Raw genomic sequence first — 18718 nt, forward strand, 5'->3', positions numbered from 1 at the left:
GAAATTGCTCCTAAACGGCGGTGACATGGGCCGTCTCCACGGCATTGAGCATGAAGCCGCTGTTGTTCCAGTTCGGCGTTGCGGGCTGGACGTCGCCGCTCAGGCTCGTGCAGCGGATCGTGAGTGAATGATGGCCTTTCACCAATTGGGGAATATTCACCTGCCAGCGGCGAAAGCTGTACTTGCCGTGATCCTCGCCCAGTGTTGCGGGTTGCCAGATCTGACCGTCATCCATTGAAAGCTCGACCTTGGCGACGCTCGTGTCTCCTCCGAAGGCAATCCCGCGGATCGCCGCGCTGGCACCAGCCGGAAGCGACGCACCTTCCGTAACATTGGTGAAGAAGGATCGCGGCACCATCCGGCTGATGGGAACCATTTTCACGCCGGTCTGGCCAGGCGTGATGTTGGCGTGCGGCGTGTCCGGGATGGTGTACGCGGTCGCCATCCAGTAGTTGTCGTCCGCGCGATCGAGGACCTCGATCTCGCTGAGCATCTTGACCCAATAGGTCGAGTACCATCCCGGCACGATCAGACGCAGCGGAAAGCCGTTCAGCAGCGGCAGCTGCTCGCCGTTCATCGCGAAGGCAATCATGACTTCGCCGTCACGCGCGTGATCGATGTCGAGCGATTTCTCGAAATCGGGGGCTTCGGGCACCACGGGCTCGTCCAGTCCGTTGAAGCGGACCTGCACCGCGCCTTGCTTGACGCCCGCACGATCCAGGACATCCTTGAGCCGGACTCCCGTCCATCGCGCGTTGCCCATGGCGCCGTGCGCCCACTGCGCGCCGGGGACACGAGGCGAAAAGAACCCGCGCGAATTGCCCGAGCATTGATTGACGGCGGCGAGCTCCACGCGAGGCATCTTGAGGAGATCGCTGAGCGACAACGACAGAACTTGATTGACGTGGCCGTGCACGGCGAGCCTAAAGGCCTCCGCGTCTACCGATGTCGGGATCACAGCCCAGTGCCAGCGCACATAGAACTGGTCGTTTGGTGTGAACACGCCACGATCGAACACTTCCATCGGCGTTTCCAGCAGCGGTGGCCGGGTGCGCTGCAGGATCATGGGTCCCTTCTGCGGGAAGTCATGCGTCACGGGCCGTTTGCGTGGATCGCTGGCGATCGGCAGATCGACCGACTGGTCAGCCCAGGCCGACGAGGTGGCGAGCGCAATGCCCGCTACTCCGATGGTCCGGAGCACGGCACGGCGGGACAGGGCTTGAAAAGTTGCATCGTTGCGATGTGGCATCAGAAGCTCCTGTTGAAACGAGGCGTACGCCGGCGGCAGGTCGGATCATCCGAGGATCAAATCCGCGAAGGGGTCTTCGACCTGCTGCCGGGGTTGCGCCTGGTGGTTGCCCGGCAAATGCCGGTTCGTGAGTCGAAAGTGTTCCTGCAGGTGAATGGCATTCCTGTTGCCCGGAACATGCGTCGGGCTGCTGGCATGTGCGAATGATGCACCGGGCATCGAAGTAGTGGCCAACAAGGAAATCGCAAGAAAAGTGCGACGTGAATCGATCATCGTGAGTCTCCATCTCGATGTTTCCGGCAATCGGAGTGTCCGACGTTGCCGCTTCCTAAAGAAGTAGATCGCGACGCGGCCGCGATCCAACGAGATGATCAGATCGTTCTGATCGCTGGCCGCGATCGAATGAAGGAGTTTGCCGCGAGCCAGCAGTGGCAAGGCTAGTACCAGCCAGGCATCAGTTCAATGGTCGCGGCATGGGAATTGGGCGGGGGCGCAGGCCTGCCTACGGGGCACCGCCCGCGATGCTGGACATCAACGCGGCTTCGGCCTTGCTCACATGCCGCTCCTTGTGGCGCAAAGCGTAGAACGAACGCTTCGCCATTTCGCCTTCCAACTGGAATAGCCGCTTTGCCGCGATCGCGTTTTCGACCACCAGATCGGAGATGGCCGCGGCGCAGCGGCCCGTCTCGACGGCCGTTCGAATGGCCTCGTTCGAAGCGAGCTCGAGCTGCACCTTGAGATCGGAAAGGCGTACTCCGCGCTTCTTCAGGGCTCGTTCGAACATGGCACGCGTTCCGGAACCCGGCTCGCGAAGAATCCATGGTGTCGCCGCGATCCAGTCCTGAGGGAGCTTTCTCTGGTTCGCCAAAGGGTGTTGTGAGCCCACGACGGCGACCAGCGCATCGCCGTCGACGCGGCGGGCCGACAGAGCGGCGTCGTCGATGTCGCCTTCGATGAAGCCGAGATCCGCCATGCCTTCGCGCACGTCGGTCGCGACATGTTCGGTGTTGGCAATCTTCACGTCAAGTTCGATGCCGGGATAGGTCGCCTGGAAAGCCAATAGCCGCGCGGGCAGCCAATAGCTGCCGACCGTCTGGCTTGCGGCGATTACAAGCTTTCCGGCCTTGAGTCCGGCGAAGTCCCGCAGAACCTGCTCGGCCGCATGGGCGCGGGCCAGCACGGCGCGGGCTTCTCCGAGAAACGAGCGGCCGATATGCGTGAGCACGATGCCGCGACCGACCCGATCGAATAACTTGACGCCATAACGGCCTTCGAGCGCGGCGATCGCCGCGCTCGTGGCTGATTGGGTCAGATTCAGTTCGCGGGCGGCCTGTGTCACGTGCTGCTTGTCGGCGACCGCGGCGAAGATCCGGAGCTGTTCGAGCGTCATGGTCACCCCATGAATTTGATGAGAGCCAGGCTGAAAGTTGCAATGAACAGGAAGGCAAGCGCGCCCAATATAGCCGGACGCAGGCCCTGCGCGTAGAGTTTCGAGATATCGGTCTCAAGGCCCATGGCGGCGAGAGCTATCGTGAGCAGGAAGGTGGACAGGGTGATCGTGGCGTCCCTCATTCCCGCCGGAATGGTCACGACACTGTTGACGGCAGTCACCGCGACAAAGCCGATTGCGAACCAGGGCAGGGGTGCCCTTGCCAACCTGCCGGGCGTGCCTCGGGCCGCAAGCCGGGGCCCGACGCTCAGGGCCAGCACCACAGGCGCAAGCAGCATGACTCGCGCAAGCTTGGCGACCGTGGCAATTTCGCCCGCGCGCTGGCTGTTCTGAAAAGAAGCGGCGGCCACCTGCGCGATCTCATGGATGGATGCCCCGCTCCAGAGGCCATAGGCCGCGCCATCGAGATGCAGAAGATGCGGCAGCACAGGATAGACGAACATTGCGATCGAGCCGAAGATCGTGACGCAGGCAATCGCGTAAGCGACGTCCTCGTCGGACGCTCCGGTGACGCTGTTGGTCGCGACAACGGCCGAAGCACCGCAGATCGAGGTGCCCGCGGCGATCAGTTCGGTGAGCTTTCGGTCGACGCCCAAGGCGCGGCCGGTTGCGAGGGTAAAAGCGAAGGTGGCAACGAGCGTGCCGACGACGATCAAGAGCCCCCTTGCACCCACGGCTGCAAGCTGGGTCAGCGTGATCTGAAAGCCGAGGAGAACGATCGCGGCCCGAAGCAGACGGCGCATGCTGAAAGCAATCCCCGGGGCGGCGAAGGACGGCGTGCCGACCAGATTGCGCATGGATATCCCGATCGCGATGGCGAGGATCATGGGGCTGAACGTGGCAATCCCCGGGACGCCGTGAAGCAATTTGGCGACGAGAGCGATAGCTCCTGCCAGCGCCACCCCGGGGATGACGGCGCGGGCTGATTTCACACGCGATACGATGGTCTCGCGGATGACGGGTTTGACTGGAGAAGTGCGGAAGTCGATGGCAGCGGTCATTGGCGTTACTCCGGGTTACGCCAAAACTGGTTTGCGGTGATGAATTTATCCAACAGATTGATATTTAAGTTATGATCGATAAAATCGATCAATTATCGCTGGGGCGTATTCCTTGGGCGGGACGCTAACGCGTCTGTGATTGGGCCGAAGATCGTGCCTTAGTCATTGTTGCCATTGGCTTTTTTGAAGGCCATCTGCCCGCGGCCGAAGAACCTTTGCGGCCGTTTGGAATAGAACGCGTGCCGCTCCGTCAAACTCCCATGCGATCAACATGGGAGTTCAGGATGCACCAGCAGTCGCTCAGATTCATTGCAACACTCGCGAGCAGGTGTCGTTTCCGAAGACCAGGGCTTGCCACGATCCTGTTGGGTGGGCGGGTCCTGATTGCTTGCGCGATCCCGCCGCTCGCGTTCGCGCACGAGGCCCATCCGGCCGATCCTCCGGCAGGGTTGACCGCCGAGGAATCCGCGTTCCTGAAAGAGAACGACGCGGCGATGACCAAGATGATGAATGACATGGCGGCGAAGCCCAGCGGCGATATCGATCGCGACTTCGTTGCCATGATGAAACCGCATCATCAGGGCGCCATCGACATGGCCGTAATCGAGCTGCGCTACGGCAAGAACGAGCAGCTTCGGCGGATCGCGCAGGAAATCATCGTCGACCAGATGCAGGAGATCGCCGCGATGAAGCTCGCAATCGGCGAGCCGGCGACCGACACGACGCCCGCGCCGACGCAACCGCAGGCTCCCCCTGCCGCACACGATCACCATCATTCGGGCATGCAGATGGACATGTCCTCCGGAATGAAACACTAGGAGCGAAACATGAAAACGTGGAAAACTGTCTTCCTGGCGGCAACGATGCTCGCAACCGGGTCCACTGCGTGGGCCGGGCAAGCGCCCGGCGCGCTGTCCTCGCCTGACATTCCGATCAGCCATCACGACCGGATTTATGCGGCCGAGCAGTTCTCGAACACGGTCTCGGTGACGGATCCCGTCGACAACAAGCTGCTCGGCGTGATCCGGCTTGGCGATCCGCAGCCGCTCAATTTCAGCCCGCTCTACAAGGGGCAGGTGCTCGTCCACGGTATGGGCTATTCGCCCGATCACCACACGCTCGCGGTGGTGTCGATCGGCTCGAATTCGGTCACCTTCATCGACACCGCGACCAACGCGGTCAAGCATGTGACCTATGTCGGTCGTTCGCCGCATGAGGCATTCTATACGCCGGACGGCAAGGAGGTGTGGGTGACGGTGCGCGGCGAGAACTATATCTCCGTGATCGATGCCAAGAGCTTTGCAGAGAAGACGCGCATCACGACTCCAGGCGGCCCGGGCATGCAGATCTTCTCGCCCGATGGCAAGTACGGCTACATTTGCTCGTCGTTCAATCCGGAAACCGATGTCGTCACGGTTGCCGATTACAAGATCGTCGCCAAAGTGAAGCAGGATAGCCCGTTCTGCCCGAACATCGCCGCGACGCCCGACGGCAAGCAGGTCTGGTTCACGCTCAAGGACGTCGGCAAGACGCAAGTATTCGACGCACGTCCTCCGTTCAGCCTCGTCAGGACGATCGACACCGGTCCGATCACGAACCATGTCAACTTCGCACAAACCGCCAAGGGATCGTTCGCCTATGTCACGATCGGTGGCTTGAACGAAGTCAAGGTGTTCCGCACCGACGACTTCTCGCAGGTCGCGACCATCCCGGTCGGCAACTTGCCGCACGGCGTCTGGCCGTCGGGCGACGGATCGCGCGTCTATGTCGGCCTTGAGAACGCCGATGCGCTGGCGGCGATCGATACCGCGACCAACAAGGTGATTGCCAACATTCCGATCGGTCAGGCACCTCAGGCGATCGCCTATGTCCCCAACGCCGCGCCCAATCCCGACGACCGGGAGAACCTTCAGCCGCTCGGCGTTGCCGGCCAGGTTGCCCATCTCGCCCTGGCGCCCAAGAGGGACGCGGGCGATGGCAAGGCGCCGACCAGCGTGTCGCTGTTCGACCAGGGCCTGATCCAGATCCTCCAGGCTTCGGTAACGGGTCTCCAGCCCAAGCAGAAATATGTGCTGGCGCTTTCCGAGCATGAGGACGGAAGCGGCCCGTTGCAGCCACTCGCAGCGTTCATGACGAACCCGGCAGGATCGGCTATCGTCAACGCCGCTGGCCCGATCCGGCAGATCGTCGATCAGGGGGCAAAGGCCGACAGGCGATACCTTGTGATTGCGTCCGGCGAACCGGCCATGCCCGGCGAGGCGATCCAGATTGAGACTCGTTGACGTTCGCTGAAGCGAGAAGGAACGCAGGCGGAGGCCGAGATGAAGGATATGTTGGTTCAGGTCGAGCCGCTGATCCCCGCCCTCCGCCGCTATGCGCGCGCCCTCGTGCGCAACCGCGCGAACGCGGACGATCTTGTGCAGGACTGCCTGGAGCGCGCTGTCAGCCGCTGGCATCAGAGGCGGGACGGGAGCGTGCGCGCCTGGCTGTTCACGATCCTGCACAACCTCGCGGCGGATCAATTCCGTCAGGCGTCGTCGCGCGGCAGGCATGTGCCGATCGAGGAAGCGGGTGAAGGCGAGTTTCGCGGGGCTGCCGCGCAGGAGCATCGGCTCATGTATCAAGACGTACTAGACAAGCTTGCGAAACTGCCAGGGGAGCAGCGGGCCGTGCTGCTGCTGGTTGCAGTCGAGGATCTCTCTTATGCGGAGGCCGCGAAGGTATTGAACGTCCCGATTGGCACCGTGATGTCGCGCCTGTCGCGGGCACGCGAGAGGTTGCAGCAGGAGCTCGACGGCGTCGCCGGTGCGCCAGGGAACGTGGTGATGATGCGGAGGTTGACATGAACAACCGGCTGATCACGGAAGACGACCTCCATGCCTATGTGGATGATATGCTCGAGCCGGAGCGTCGAGTGGAAGTCGGCTCCTACCTTGCCGATCATCCGGACGTCGCCAAGCGCGTCGCCGGCTTTGCCGATCAGCGCGAGTTGTTGCGCGCGGCGCTGGCGCCGATTGCTGACGAGCCGTTGCCGCCGGAGCTGAACCTCTCACGCATCGTCGAGGGTCGGAGGCGTCGTTCTCCGCCGGCATGGTGGGCGATCGCGGCGATGCTGCTGCTGAGCGTGGGCGGGTTTGGCGGCTGGATCATGCGCAGCTCGTTGGAGGCGCCGCCTGGCGGCCTGGCCGCACTCGCGCAGGAAGCGGCTTATTCCTACAATGTCTACGCACCGGATCGGATCCGCCCCGTCGAGGTGCGAGCATCCGACACCACGCAGCTCGTCGAATGGATCTCGAGTCGGCTCAACCGGCCTGTCAAGGTGCCGGATCTGGCGGGTTCAGGCTACCGTCTGATGGGTGGGCGCCTGGTCGCGACCCAGCACGGACCAGCCGCAATGTTCATGTATGACGACGACCGCGGCAGCCGGGTTGTCGTGCTGACGCGGCCGATGACCAGCGCCGACCAGAACGCACCAATGACCGCACAGTCAAACGGCAGCGCCACCGGCTTTGCCTGGGCGGACGACGGCATTGGCTATAGCCTTGTGGGCCCGGCGGCGGCGAATTCGCTGAAGGCGATTGCGAATGAGGTTCGCAGGCAGGCGCGCGCAATCTGAATTGGCGGCCTCAAGTGCGGCGGACCGCCTCCCCACCTTCATTGAACAAGAATTTAGGATGTCGAGCCGTGTAGAATGGGCGTTGTCTCCTATCTTTCACGAAAGAGGAGCGATCATGATGACGACCAAATTTGTGACTGCTGCCTTCGTAGCTGTAGGGCTCGCGGTCGCGCCCTTCGCTGCGGAAGGGAAGAACTACACGTATTTGAGACACGATGTCTCGACGATGCAATCTGATGCCTATGGGACGTCCGGACTGTCGACACCGCGATCCGGGACCTATGGGACATCCGGAACGTCTGTCGGAACTGTGACCGCACCGTCAGTGGGGTCGTACAGCTGGCCTTCGGTAGGCGTGACAAACGCAGCGCCAACTTGGCGCAACACCAATCCTCCTGTTCGCAGGTAGCGAGAACTGCCGCCACGTCCCGAAGCTCGTTGCGGAGGCAGCGCCCCGGATCGGCGTCGAGCGATGGTCTGGTCGAGACGCGACGCCTCACATGCCGTGTCGTGTCATCGCCGCGAGCTGAGTCCTCACGCGGGTTCGGCCGCCGTGCCAGCGAATAAATTCGTATTTGATCGAAATCTGAGCGCGGACTCATACTTCCACTCTATCGACAACTTTGCGCGCGGTTCCCAAACCGCGTTGTGCGGTCCGTGATTGATTGTCGAGTACCCGCCAAGAAACAGTCGAAGGCAGTATCGCGCCGTGCTGCAGGCAGCCTAGGAGTTCTGGCAATGTGCTCTCTTCATCAATTCAGCACCTTCGCGGCATCGCGCGGCGAAGGACTTCAGCCGAAACTGCGCGCACTCCTCGAGCGGGCGGCCGCATCGCCGTTTTCGGAGGTCTCGCTGCGCCATGATGGTCTGATTCAGGCTGGGCCGGATCCGGACTCGGAAATCGTATCGTCGCGCGCCAAGGTAGTCCTGCTCTCGCGATAGTCGCCCATCAGTACGCGCGCTTAAATGTAGTTTTAGTGGTGACCGGCTGGCCGCTCCCTACTTCTAGATCGTGCGTACAATGTAGGGAGACGACCATGAACGCCACCACATCGACATCTGCGTTCGCGACCGACCACGACGAATGGATCAGTTGTTCTCACTGGGGCATGTTTGCGCTGCCCCGAAAGGCGCGCTGACTTGGCAATCGCGCTAGTTCAAAGCCGGTCCCGGCGAACTGATGATCAGCATGTCTCGACCCAAGTTCCTGCCTGAGAATTTTACCCTGGCGTTGATCGCGACCGTCGTCGCGGCAAGCGAGCTGCCATGCCGCGGCACGGCGGCGCTGGTGGTGGATCACCTCACCGACCTCGCCATTGCCCTGCTGTTCTTCCTGCATGGAGCAAAGCTGTCGCGCGAAGCCGTGATCGCGGCGGCAAGTCATTGGCGGCTGCATGCCCTGGTGCTGCTGACGACATTCGTACTGTTTCCGCTGTTCGGCCTGGCCTTCAGGCCGATCCTGTCTCCGCTTGCGACGCCGACGCTCTACGCCGGCATCCTGTTCCTCTGCACCCTGCCGTCCACGGTGCAATCCTCGATCGCGTTCACCGCCATCGCCAAGGGTAACGTTCCTGCGGCGATTTGCAGTGCCTCGGCCTCAAGTATCATCGGCATCTTCGTGACGCCTGGACATCACCATGGCGCTTCACAGTTCCGAGGACGCCCGACGCGGCCGGACGGCGCGGGCCGAGGCCATCAAGAAGGGGATCGAGCCGCCGAGGATCGTCTTCACCGGCCGATGATGGTCCGAGCCGGAGAACGAGATACCCTCGTCATCCCTGCGGAAGCTCCGCTCGGGGGAGAGAAACGGTGGCAGATGGTGCGCGATCGCAACGATCTCCAGTTCTTTGTCGCCGTTGTCGTCAATCGGGGATTCTCGGCGGCCTCTCGCGTGCTCGGCGTACCCAAATCGCGCGTCAGTCGCCGCATCGCCCTGCTGGAAGAGCGGCTCGGGGTGCGGCTGCTCGATCGGACGACGCGCGGACTTGGTCTGACCAATCCGCGTCCGTGAGCGCCTCGATACCGATGCGGACTTGCAGGTGAAGCGCATCGGTGTCAGCCGGCGCATCCTTGTCGCGAGCCCCGGCCTGCGAGCAGCGGTGCCTGGCTTCTGACGGCGGAAAACGGTGAGGCCAGAAGCGTGCCGGTCGAGCCACGCCTTGCCAGAACGCGCTTGCAAGCGGTGCGCTCGTCCGCGTGCTGCCGGCATGGAGCGGCACCGACGGCATCCTCCATCTTGTCTTTGCATCGCGACGCGGCATGCTGCCGAGCGTGCGGGTCGTGATCGACTTCGCCGCCGCCGCCCTGAGATCGTCCGCCGCCTCGTAGCGGAGGCGGACCACTGACGTTCACCAGATGGAACGATGTGTCCTGGATCTCGTGACTAATCAAGCGAGTGGTTTGGTCACATAAACATTCCCGAAACGGATGCCCATCGGGTCCTATGTCGAGGAATGATCATGTCGCAGTTTCGATCCAGAGAGACGCTCGATCACGCTGACCGTGCCTGGCTGAAGGCGCGCCACCACTTCATCGTGTCGGCCGGCGGCAATCCGGCGAACGGTCCCCTCGGCGCGCTCGTGGTATGGAACGACGACGAGATTGCGCCGGGCACGGGCTTCGGCCGCCACTCTCACGCAGACATGGAAATCGTGACCTATGTCCGCCAGGGCGCCGTCACGCACGAAGACAGCGCCGGAAACCTCGGCCGCACCGTGGCCGGTGACGTCCAGGTGATGAGTGCCGGGACCGGCATCAGTCATTCCGAGCACAACCGTGACGACGGTCCCCTCAAGCTCTTCCAGATCTGGCTGCTGCCGCGTCAGCGCGGCGGGACCCCGCGGTGGGATTCTCGCAAATTCCCGAAGGCAGATCGCGCCGGACACCTCATCGAACTCGCGAGCGGGAACCCGAAGAACGCCGAGGCGCTGATGATCCGCGCCGACGCCCGCGTCCTCGGAGCCACGCTTTTTGCCAGCACCACTCTGACCCACATGCCGTCGGCGTATTTGCGGCACACCTATCTCGCCCCTGCCCAAGGCGCGATCCTCGTCAACGGGCAACGGGTTGCGGTCGGCGACGGCCTCGCCGCCATCGACGAACCCGAACTCACCATCACGGCAATCGAGGATGCGGAGTTCATCCTCGTCGATGCCGCCTGACCTCACGCCAGCAAAGGAACCAGTCCCATGAACCGCTATCTGCCCCTCATCGGCCGTATCCTGATCGGCCTGCCCTTCGCGATGAGCGGCCTTGGCAAGCTCGCCGCCTACGGTCCGACCACCGCGATGATCGCCGCCGCCGGCCTGCCTGTGCCGCCGCTCGCCTACATCGTCGCCGTCGCTCTCGAGCTCGGTGGCGGGCTCCTGCTGATCGCCGGGTATCAGGTGCGGCCGATCTCGCTTGCCCTGGCGGTGTTCTGTGTCGCGGCGGGCGTGGCCTTCCACAGCAACTTCGCCGACCAGAACCAGATGATCCACTTCCTCAAGAACGTCATGATGGCCGGCGGCCTGCTGCAGATCGCGGCGTTCGGCGCAGGCGCCCTCAGCCTCGACAACCGCCTGTCGAGGGGCGGCGTGGCTGTCGCGAATGCTGCAGCCCGCTGACGACCGAGCCTAAGCGTCTGATTGCCGTCATGAGCTCGCGCCGCCCGGGTCCGCCGGCAGAACGCCGTCACAGGGCAGGTGCGAGTTTCTCGAAATTATACTTTACGATAGTAAAGTATAATGGCATAATCCGTTCAGTCGGGCTTGCGGCGTTTTTCGCCCTCGTCTCGACGTTCGCCGAACGTCGGCCACAACAGCCGCGAACCGCCGGAGCTGAAGCGATGATCGAGGATCGAGATATCAGCGTCGCCATGCGCGACGGCACGCGACTTGCCGTGGACGTCTACCGTCCCGATGCCGCTGGAAAATACCCGGTGCTGTACGCATCCGCGTTGCACAACAAGGATATCCAGGGGCCTGACATCGCGGACATCCTGCCGCCGCAGCCGGCGCATGCCCCATTATGGTTCGGACCCATCGAGGCAGGCGACACAAGACGATTCATCGCCAACGGCTACATCCACGTCATCGCGCAGCCGCGAGGATCGGCCAAGTCCGAAGGCCACTATGGCCACGAGGATACCGACCACTACGATTTGATCGAATGGATCACGCAGCAGTCCTGGTCAAACGGCAAGGTCGGAATGGTCGGCATCTCCGGTTTTGCCGGCGAACAATGGCGCGCCGCCGCGCAGGGACATCCGGCACTGAAAGCGATCTTCCCCTACGATGCCTGCAGCGCCTATGGCGGCATGTTCGGATTCCGCGACTTCAATCCCGGAGGGGTCCTGCACAGCTTTCCCTACCTGCTCGACGTCTTCAGCACGGTCCACGAATCGCGCAACCGGCCCGCGGAACTTTCCGCGGCCGAAGAGGATCTCTGGCGCCGGGCTATGCGGAATCCGGACTACAAGCAGTACATCAACCTCTACAACATCCTCACTCAGAAGGGGCAGCGCACGCTCATCATGTACCTCATGATGACGCATCCCTGGGAGATGGACGGAACGGTCGAGCGGTCCGAAGAGCTGTTCAAGAAAATCAAGATACCGTTCTACACAGGCTCGGGCGCCTATGCCTACACCTACAAGCTCCATTGGCTCGGCGCGCAGCACTATTTCCAGAACGTCGACGCGCCGAAGAAGCTGCTGTTCACCGGCCCCGCCCATCTCGAGCGGCCATTCCATCAATATCACGACGAGATCATCCGCTGGTATGACCATTGGCTGAAGGGCGAGGACACCGGCATCATGAATGAGCCGCCGGTGCGCTACTGGCTCATGGGCGCAAACGAGTGGCGAACCGGAACGGATTGGCCGCTGCCGGAGATCCAATGGACGAAGTACTACCTGTCCCACTGGGAGACCCTGTCGACCGAGCCGTCGCGACCTGCCTCGCAGCTTGGCGCTGCGGCGCGCGACCCCGACGTCTTCACCCAGATGCCGGTGACGCGGACGACGAAGGTCGAACGCCTGCGGTACGTGACCGATCCCTTGCCGCACGACGTCACCGTCGCGGGCCCGATTACGTTGACGCTGTATGCGTCGATCGATCAGGAGGACACCAACTGGATCGTCGTGCTCAAGGACGTGGGCCCGGACGTCTCGGTTCGGACCGCGCGCGAGGGTGAACGCGATGTCCCGTCAACGTTGCCCGAGCGCGAACTCACGCGGGGCTGGCTGAAGGCGTCCTACCGGGCGCTCGACGAGAAACGCTCGAAGCCATGGGAGCCGTTCCACAAGCTCACGCGGGATGCGATCGAGCCCGTGACGCCGGGAGAGGTCGTTGAGTACCAGATACAGATTCTCGCGACCGCAAACCAGTTCAAGGCAGGTCACCGCATCTGTCTCGACATCACCTCAATGGACGTCCCGACCGGCACGGGAGCCATGACCAACGTCGAGTACATTCCGTACCACGTCTGCAGCAGCAAGGCCGTCACCCACCGAATTTACCGGGACGCGGAGCGGCCGTCACACCTGCTGCTGCCGATCGTTCCTGAGCCCGCCGGCGGGCGCTCGGCCTGATGTCCGGCACATAGAAGGAATCGAGACCATGAAAACGATCCGATTTGAACGAGATGGCGCCGTCGGACATATCGTTCTGGCCAATCCCCCCTTCAATCGACTTGATTTGCGTTTCGCGGAAAACCTGCGAGCAGCGGTGCGTGAGGCAAGCCAAAGCGACATTCGCGTGCTCGTTGTCCGTTCGGAGGGGCCGCACTTCAGCTTCGGCGGCGAGGTGCGTGAGTGGCCGGGGAAGGACGCCAACTGGTTCAGAACGTTCGTCGCCGACGTGAACGTCGCTTATCGCGCGATCGAAATGTTGAAGGTTCCGACCGTCGCCGTGGTGCAGGGAATCGCCCTCGGCGGCGGCTTCGAGCTCGCCCTGGCGTGCGATTTTCTCGTTGTGGCCGAGAATGCAACCTTGCGGTGCGTGGAGGTGACGACCGCGATGCTGCCGATCGCCGGCGCGCTGCAGCGGATTGCCGAACGCGCCGGCCGGGCGCGCGCGTCGCGTTTTGCGATGCTCGGCGAGCCGATATCGGGGCGTGATGCCGGAACGCTCGGAATCGCCACCCATGTGGTGCCCGAAAGCGAACTTTCAGCCACTGCGGCTGACCTGGCACGACAGCTCGCGACCGGGCCGACCCGCTCTTACGCCGCGACGCGTACACTGCTCAAGGCGTGGTCGAGCGGAGGAGTGGGGGCAGCCGACCTTGTGATGCTTGACGTGGCCATGGAGCTCTATGACGGTGCCGATGCGCAACGCGGATTTGCGAACACGGCGGAAGCGTTTGACAAGGATATAGAGCCGCCGACGTTGGTGTTCGAAGGGAAGTGAGCAAGGGCAGCCTGCGCGCAGAGCATGCAGGCCGAACACTTGAGGCCGAGGAGGTCATCGTGCAGCGCGAAAGTTATGTGCATGGCAACAGCGGTGCGCCGTTGATCGGGAAGACAATAGGCGCGATCCTGGACGAGGTGGCCGCGATCGCCGGATCCCGGGAGGCGTTGGTTGTGGCGCACCAGAAAATCCGCTGGACCTATTCGGAACTCAAGGCGCGCTCTGACGCATTCGCAGCCGGGCTCCTGGCTCTTGGCCTGGAGCCGGGAGATCGGGTCGGCATTTGGTCCCCGAACTGCGCCGAATGGGCCATCGCGCAGTTCGCGACGGCGAGAGCCGGCCTGATTCTGGTCAACGTCAATCCCGCTTATCGCCTGGGCGAACTAAAACACGCCCTACGCGTCGTGGGATGTCGCGCGCTGATCACCGCCGCACGTTTCAAGACGAGCGACTATATCGCAATGATCCGCGAGCTGGCACCGGAACTGAAAAACGAAAGTAGTGAGCTGAAGAGTGCGCGGCTACCGGAGCTGCGTTACGTCATTTCGATCTCGGGCAAGCACGATGGCTGTCTCGCATTCGACTGGATTCTGGAGAAAGGCAAGCAAGTCGGCAACAGGCGGCTAGATTCGGTGTCGGCGAAGGTGCAGATGGACGATGCTGTCAATATCCAGTTCACGAGTGGCACCACGGGTTTGCCGAAGGGCGCCACGCTCTCGCATCACAATCTGATCAACAATGCCTTCTTCGTGGGAGAGGCGACCGGGATCGAGCTTGGCTCTCGCGTGTGCATCCCGGTGCCGCTGTATCACTGCTTCGGCATGGTGATGGGCAACCTCGGTTGCGTGACCCATTCCGCCACGATGGTCTATCCGTCCGAATCTTTCGATACGCTGCGGACGCTAGAGGCAGTCCAGGCGGAGCGCTGCGACGTGCTCTACGGGGTCCCCACGATGTTCATCGCGCAGCTCAATCACCCCGAATTCCCGCGTTTCGACTTGAGCTCCCTTCGCCGGGGCATCATGGCAGGAGCGCCGTGCCCCATCGAGGTCATGAAGGAAGTGGCTTCGACGATGCATATGAGCGAAATAACCATCGCTTATGGCATGACCGAAACCAGTCCCGTCAGCTTCCAGAGCAGCCGTGACGATCCGCTCGAGCTGCGCGTCTCCACGGTCGGCAGGATCCAGCCGCACCTCGAAGTCAAAATTGTCGATCGAAACGGCAGGGTCGTTCCGCGCGGTGAGACCGGAGAGCTTTGCACCAGAGGTTACTCGGTTATGCTCGGCTATTGGGACGATGAAGCGCGGACGAATGATGCTATCGATTCGGCGGGCTGGATGCATACGGGTGACCTGGCGACGATCGACCAGGATGGCTATTGCCGCATCGTTGGACGGATCAAGGACCTGATCATCCGCGGCGGCGAGAATATCTATCCGCGCGAGGTCGAAGAATATCTATATCAGCATCCTGATATCCAGGACGTCCAGGTCTTCGGCGTTCCAGACACGAAATACGGCGAAGAGGTCTGTGCGTGGATCATTGCAAAGGCCGGTGCCGCCCGCGATGAGGAGGGTGTCCGCAAGTTCTGCCAGGATCGGATCTCGCACTACAAGATCCCCCGCTACATCCGGTTCGTAGATAGCTTCCCGTCCACGGTGACTGGCAAGGTCCAGAAGTTTGCGATGCGCGAGGCGATGATCCAGGAGTTCGCGCGTGCGACCAAAAGCTGACAGGGAATCTGCTGCGAGGCAGGCTCAGTTGGATTGGGCCGATCAGTGCTCAGCGTGGCGTTCGGTTGGGAATCATGTTAGTCGACGGCAAGATGCCAAAGCCAGCTGTCCGACGAGAACGCCCGCGCAAGAGGGCCGAACAACATCGCTCGCTAGAGACACGGGCCGCGATTCTGGATGCTGCCATTGCTGAATTCGCTCAGCACGGATTTGAAGGGGCAAGCATTCGTGCAATTGCGGACCGCCTCGGCCTGCAACATCCGCTCATCACATACCACTATCGCAGCAAGGATATCCTCTGGCGGGCCGCGGCCGAGCATGCGTTCGCACAAATTAGGGCAGGATGGGATAGCTCGATCCCGGCAAATTCCGATCTGTCACCGCTCGCCCGATTGCGGGAGGAATACGCCACGCTCTTTCGCTACACAGTCGCATTTCCCGAATTTCATCGATTCATGCGCCAGGAATCCCTTTCTAGCAATCCGCGGCTGCAATGGGTTGCCGAAACGGTGTTGGTCCCGTTGCTGGGACGATTGGTACCGCAGATCGTTGCGGCTCAGAAACAGGGTCTTCTTCCCGCGGTAGACCCCATTCTTTTTCATTATATGATGGTCAGCCTCACCGCCACACTCTCGGGGTTCGGACCTGAAATGCAGGTCACGAGCGGACTGTCTGCCAGAGACACGAAGGTCGTGGACGCGTATTGGCGCCTCGTGGACGAAACGGTCTTCGGAGCGCATCGGAGCGGGGCGTCTGCTCGGGATGGGACACCGCGGAGGCGCTGAAGATGGACAGTGTAAGCGTCGACGACGTCGGCGCCCGCCAGGCGATGTAGTCTGATAGCTCCCACGGCCCGTGAGCTGCGTACGCTTCACCTCCATTTATTCCGCGTAAGCGTTCGCTGAAGGGCCGCTCAGTACGGCCGATTTTTATGTGGTCACTGTTCGGCGAAATGAGAATATAGACGAAGCCATGCGGCATACGAACGCCCCTCATACCCAGGCGAGACGTTTATCGAGATGATGCCGAGAGGTGAAATAGACAAATGGCCTGAGCCGGCTCCGCTTTGTGGCGTCCGTTGACGCGAGCGCCTGCGATGGGAAAAGCATGAAGGATTGCCCGCTCCATGACGCGTCGGGCAGAACCGCCCCTGTTTCGCCACCCCGTCAATCCCTCCTCACAAAAATATTTCACTTTACCGAAATTCGGAAATGGCGTATGTGTCGCCTATCCCGGCTCACCCAAGAGGGGCGATCTTGTGTCGTCATTTTTCGCGAGCTGGGCTTGCGGTGGACGCGGCAGCGTCGGGCGCGAGAAGTGCGGGCAGGGCGGATTGCTCTCCGTGAGCCCAAAACTTCGTGCCAGATGAGCGGCGCTGTCAGGTTCGTCTCGCCTGCATTCTCTTGGCAACGTCGACAACGCCGGGAGATCATGTGGCGAACAAGCGAACCGCGCGTACGGCAAAACCGTGTGGTCCTGGCCGTCGTTGCTACGGCCAAGCTTTCGCGGAGGTGAAGGCCGGCTCAACCGGGCGGGCCTTTGCAGATATTCGGGAGGGCGAGGGAGGCCAGAAGGAACTCGGCTCCCGGGAGAGCACGGCATAAGCCGTCAACCCACTGCGCAGGGAAGGCCGAGTGATTGGCTACACCTGTATGCTGCTGTGCGGTCTCTTTGCGCTACCATTTCGCGCAGCGGACCGCGGGTGCCAGCCGGCACCCGGCCTTCCCTGCGCCCTCTTGGATAAAGAGGGTGAAGCGACGAAGCAAAGCTCGGGCGAAGTGCGCCGCGGGAATGTGAAGGTGTGTCTGCTTTTTGAAATGCAAATCAGACGTTACGACCTGGGCTTCTGCTGCGGGGTAGAGATCTGCTGCGGGGTCGAGAGCCGACATCGGTCGGCGACCTGAGCGTCGGGCAGCAGGATTGCCCTAGATCAAGGGACTTGGAAAAAGAGGACGCGGAAAGCCGGATGCAAGAACCCAGTTATGCTTCGCTGGATCAGGCAAGGCTCGTTTCGAGCGCCGCGCTCCTGCCGCCAGACAGCCGCGACGATCTAGTCGAAGCCGCAAGCGTCAAAGCGGCGCCGCGATGCCAGCGACGATTTGCCGAACGCGAAGAAAAACCTGGTGACGAGACCGATTTTCGATCCGTCGTCGCCGTGAGGCATCTCGCTCGACAGGCGCGACCAGCTTCTCGCCTCGGCCATCCAGACAAATCGGTTGGCTGGGTCCTGGCTTGCAAGCTGCCGGCAAAGTGCGGCGCGCGAACTCAACTCGAACTGACTCACCATCGGCCCTCCCTGCCAGAAGCTCGATGTACGCAACCAGGATGTTACGCTGCGTCCCGCGCCCGGCCAATTGCCCTCGTGGTCATTGTCCCAAAGGACATGTCATCGGGACTGACCAAGCCGCGCAACGTCCCGCCGGGAAATGCTGCGAAAACTCAATTCGTTGATCTGGCTCAAGCGAAGCCGGGCGGAAACGCGATGAATATCGGCTGCTACAGTATGCGTGCGCGTGCCAGATGGACCGTCTCGCAAGCCTCAGCAAGTGCTTCACAAGGGACGCGCCGCGGCAAATGCGACGGCGGGTTCGATTTAGGCAACTACGCCCATGCAGGTCGCATTGCTTCGACCATTTTGCGGCCGTCGTCCATTGCTTGCCAGACGAAGATCTGCGGCGGCAATGGCGCCGACGATGCCGGTCGCGCGATATCTGTTCTATGTCGGTGGTGCGTTGCTCGCGCTGCTCGTCGTTGCGGATGCCTGTCTTTCGGATCGACCCGCTGGACACGCCGGACCTGGTGCCTCGGTCGCCATCCGTATCCATTCCGATCGGAAATTGCCGGAGCTGGTCGTTCTCGACACCAGCCAGCCCACGATCGCCCCGACGGAGATCGCGAAGGCCGAGCCTGGTGCTCCGCCGGGCACCGATTCCCCACAGACGCGAGCGCGCGAGGCATTTGCGCAGCTTCAACGGCCGGATGCCGACCGAATTCAATCGCGTCAGTCAGTGAAGCCTGAAGCGAAGCCACAACGCCAGAGCAAAATTGCAAGGAGGCGCATCGAGAGACGCATCCGGCTCGTGGCGCGGCCGCCGCAGTATGGCTGGTTCGGCTACCAGGTGTGGTGAGCATGTTCAATCTCCGCTCGGGTCATCTGTGCCGACCACGGCAGCGACGCCGACCGCTGATGTTGATCAACAAATGCACGTCGAGGCATCGCCTGCTGAAACGTCATCAAGACACGGAGTTGCGGACATGAGTGAAAGATCAGGGTTTG

General features: G+C 62.1%; 18 protein-coding genes and 1 pseudogene. 14 read left to right on the forward strand and 5 right to left on the reverse strand.

The annotated features are described in order from the left end of the window. Positions 1-10: 10 nt before the first annotated feature. Positions 11-1066, reverse strand: a complete 1056-nt coding sequence (locus ABIB73_RS08850; RefSeq protein WP_354223110.1) for a molybdopterin-dependent oxidoreductase — start codon at positions 1064-1066, stop codon at positions 11-13. A 21-nt stretch (positions 1067-1087) separates the two neighbouring features. Between ABIB73_RS08850 and ABIB73_RS08855 the strand changes: the two genes are divergently transcribed. After that, positions 1088-1456: a hypothetical protein gene (locus ABIB73_RS08855; RefSeq protein ID WP_354223112.1), complete on the forward strand. Its 369-nt coding sequence runs from the start codon at positions 1088-1090 to the stop codon at positions 1454-1456. Between the two features lie 295 nt (positions 1457-1751). Here the strand turns inward: ABIB73_RS08855 and ABIB73_RS08860 are convergent, their stop codons facing one another. Together ABIB73_RS08860 and ABIB73_RS08865 are read right to left on the reverse strand one after the other, a co-directional pair. Next, positions 1752-2639: a LysR family transcriptional regulator gene (locus ABIB73_RS08860; RefSeq protein ID WP_354223114.1), complete on the reverse strand. Its 888-nt coding sequence runs from the start codon at positions 2637-2639 to the stop codon at positions 1752-1754. Between the two features lie 2 nt (positions 2640-2641). Further along, positions 2642-3700 (reverse strand): YeiH family protein, encoded by a 1059-nt coding sequence (locus tag ABIB73_RS08865; protein ID WP_354223116.1) that lies wholly within the window; start codon positions 3698-3700, stop codon positions 2642-2644. A 284-nt stretch (positions 3701-3984) separates the two neighbouring features. Between ABIB73_RS08865 and ABIB73_RS08870 the strand changes: the two genes are divergently transcribed. From ABIB73_RS08870 to ABIB73_RS08920, 12 genes are all read left to right on the forward strand, one after another. Next, the gene (locus tag ABIB73_RS08870; RefSeq protein ID WP_502918407.1) at positions 3985-4518 is read left to right on the forward strand and encodes a DUF305 domain-containing protein; all 534 of its coding nucleotides are present in this window, start codon (positions 3985-3987) and stop codon (positions 4516-4518) included. Between the two features lie 9 nt (positions 4519-4527). Further along, on the forward strand, positions 4528-5982 hold the full coding sequence (locus ABIB73_RS08875) for a YncE family protein (RefSeq protein ID WP_354223120.1): 1455 nt from the start codon (positions 4528-4530) through the stop codon (positions 5980-5982). Positions 5983-6021: 39 nt separating this feature from the next. Beyond that, positions 6022-6546: a sigma-70 family RNA polymerase sigma factor gene (locus ABIB73_RS08880; RefSeq protein ID WP_354223122.1), complete on the forward strand. Its 525-nt coding sequence runs from the start codon at positions 6022-6024 to the stop codon at positions 6544-6546. After that, positions 6543-7316 (forward strand): anti-sigma factor family protein, encoded by a 774-nt coding sequence (locus tag ABIB73_RS08885; protein WP_354223124.1) that lies wholly within the window; start codon positions 6543-6545, stop codon positions 7314-7316. The genes ABIB73_RS08880 and ABIB73_RS08885 overlap by 4 nt, the downstream gene beginning before the upstream one ends. A gap of 115 nt (positions 7317-7431) precedes the next feature. Beyond that, positions 7432-7725, forward strand: a complete 294-nt coding sequence (locus tag ABIB73_RS37580) for a hypothetical protein (protein ID WP_502918408.1) — start codon at positions 7432-7434, stop codon at positions 7723-7725. 780 nt (positions 7726-8505) lie between these two features. Continuing rightward, positions 8506-9327, forward strand: coding sequence for a bile acid:sodium symporter (locus ABIB73_RS08890; RefSeq protein WP_354223126.1), 822 nt, complete (start codon positions 8506-8508; stop codon positions 9325-9327). A 448-nt stretch (positions 9328-9775) separates the two neighbouring features. Beyond that, entirely contained in the window at positions 9776-10477 is a 702-nt protein-coding gene (locus tag ABIB73_RS08895; RefSeq protein WP_354223128.1) for a pirin family protein, read from the forward strand. Positions 10478-10504: 27 nt separating this feature from the next. Then, on the forward strand, positions 10505-10921 hold the full coding sequence (locus ABIB73_RS08900; RefSeq protein ID WP_354223130.1) for a DoxX family protein: 417 nt from the start codon (positions 10505-10507) through the stop codon (positions 10919-10921). A 221-nt stretch (positions 10922-11142) separates the two neighbouring features. Further along, positions 11143-12888, forward strand: coding sequence for a CocE/NonD family hydrolase (locus ABIB73_RS08905; RefSeq protein ID WP_354223132.1), 1746 nt, complete (start codon positions 11143-11145; stop codon positions 12886-12888). A gap of 28 nt (positions 12889-12916) precedes the next feature. Further along, on the forward strand, positions 12917-13705 hold the full coding sequence (locus tag ABIB73_RS08910) for an enoyl-CoA hydratase/isomerase family protein (RefSeq protein WP_354223134.1): 789 nt from the start codon (positions 12917-12919) through the stop codon (positions 13703-13705). A gap of 59 nt (positions 13706-13764) precedes the next feature. Continuing rightward, positions 13765-15441, forward strand: coding sequence for an AMP-binding protein (locus ABIB73_RS08915; RefSeq protein WP_354224243.1), 1677 nt, complete (start codon positions 13765-13767; stop codon positions 15439-15441). Positions 15442-15515: 74 nt separating this feature from the next. Then, a complete protein-coding gene (locus tag ABIB73_RS08920; RefSeq protein WP_354223136.1) occupies positions 15516-16226 on the forward strand; it encodes a TetR/AcrR family transcriptional regulator in 711 nt (236 codons plus the stop codon). Between the two features lie 64 nt (positions 16227-16290). On the opposite strand, the pseudogene ABIB73_RS08925 reads toward ABIB73_RS08920, so the two are convergent. Continuing rightward, a pseudogene (locus ABIB73_RS08925) lies at positions 16291-16437 on the reverse strand (GIY-YIG nuclease family protein); the annotation flags it as partial. Positions 16438-17491: 1054 nt separating this feature from the next. After that, on the reverse strand, positions 17492-17728 hold the full coding sequence (locus ABIB73_RS08930; protein WP_354223138.1) for a hypothetical protein: 237 nt from the start codon (positions 17726-17728) through the stop codon (positions 17492-17494). Between the two features lie 406 nt (positions 17729-18134). Between ABIB73_RS08930 and ABIB73_RS08935 the strand changes: the two genes are divergently transcribed. Beyond that, positions 18135-18569 carry a hypothetical protein gene (locus ABIB73_RS08935; protein ID WP_354223140.1) on the forward strand — a complete coding sequence of 145 codons (435 nt, stop codon included), beginning with the start codon at positions 18135-18137 and terminating at the stop codon, positions 18567-18569. The last annotated feature ends 149 nt before the right edge of the window (positions 18570-18718 follow it).

This window comes from Bradyrhizobium sp. F1.4.3, assembly GCF_040548375.1.
Taxonomy (GTDB): Bacteria; Pseudomonadota; Alphaproteobacteria; order Rhizobiales; family Xanthobacteraceae; genus Bradyrhizobium.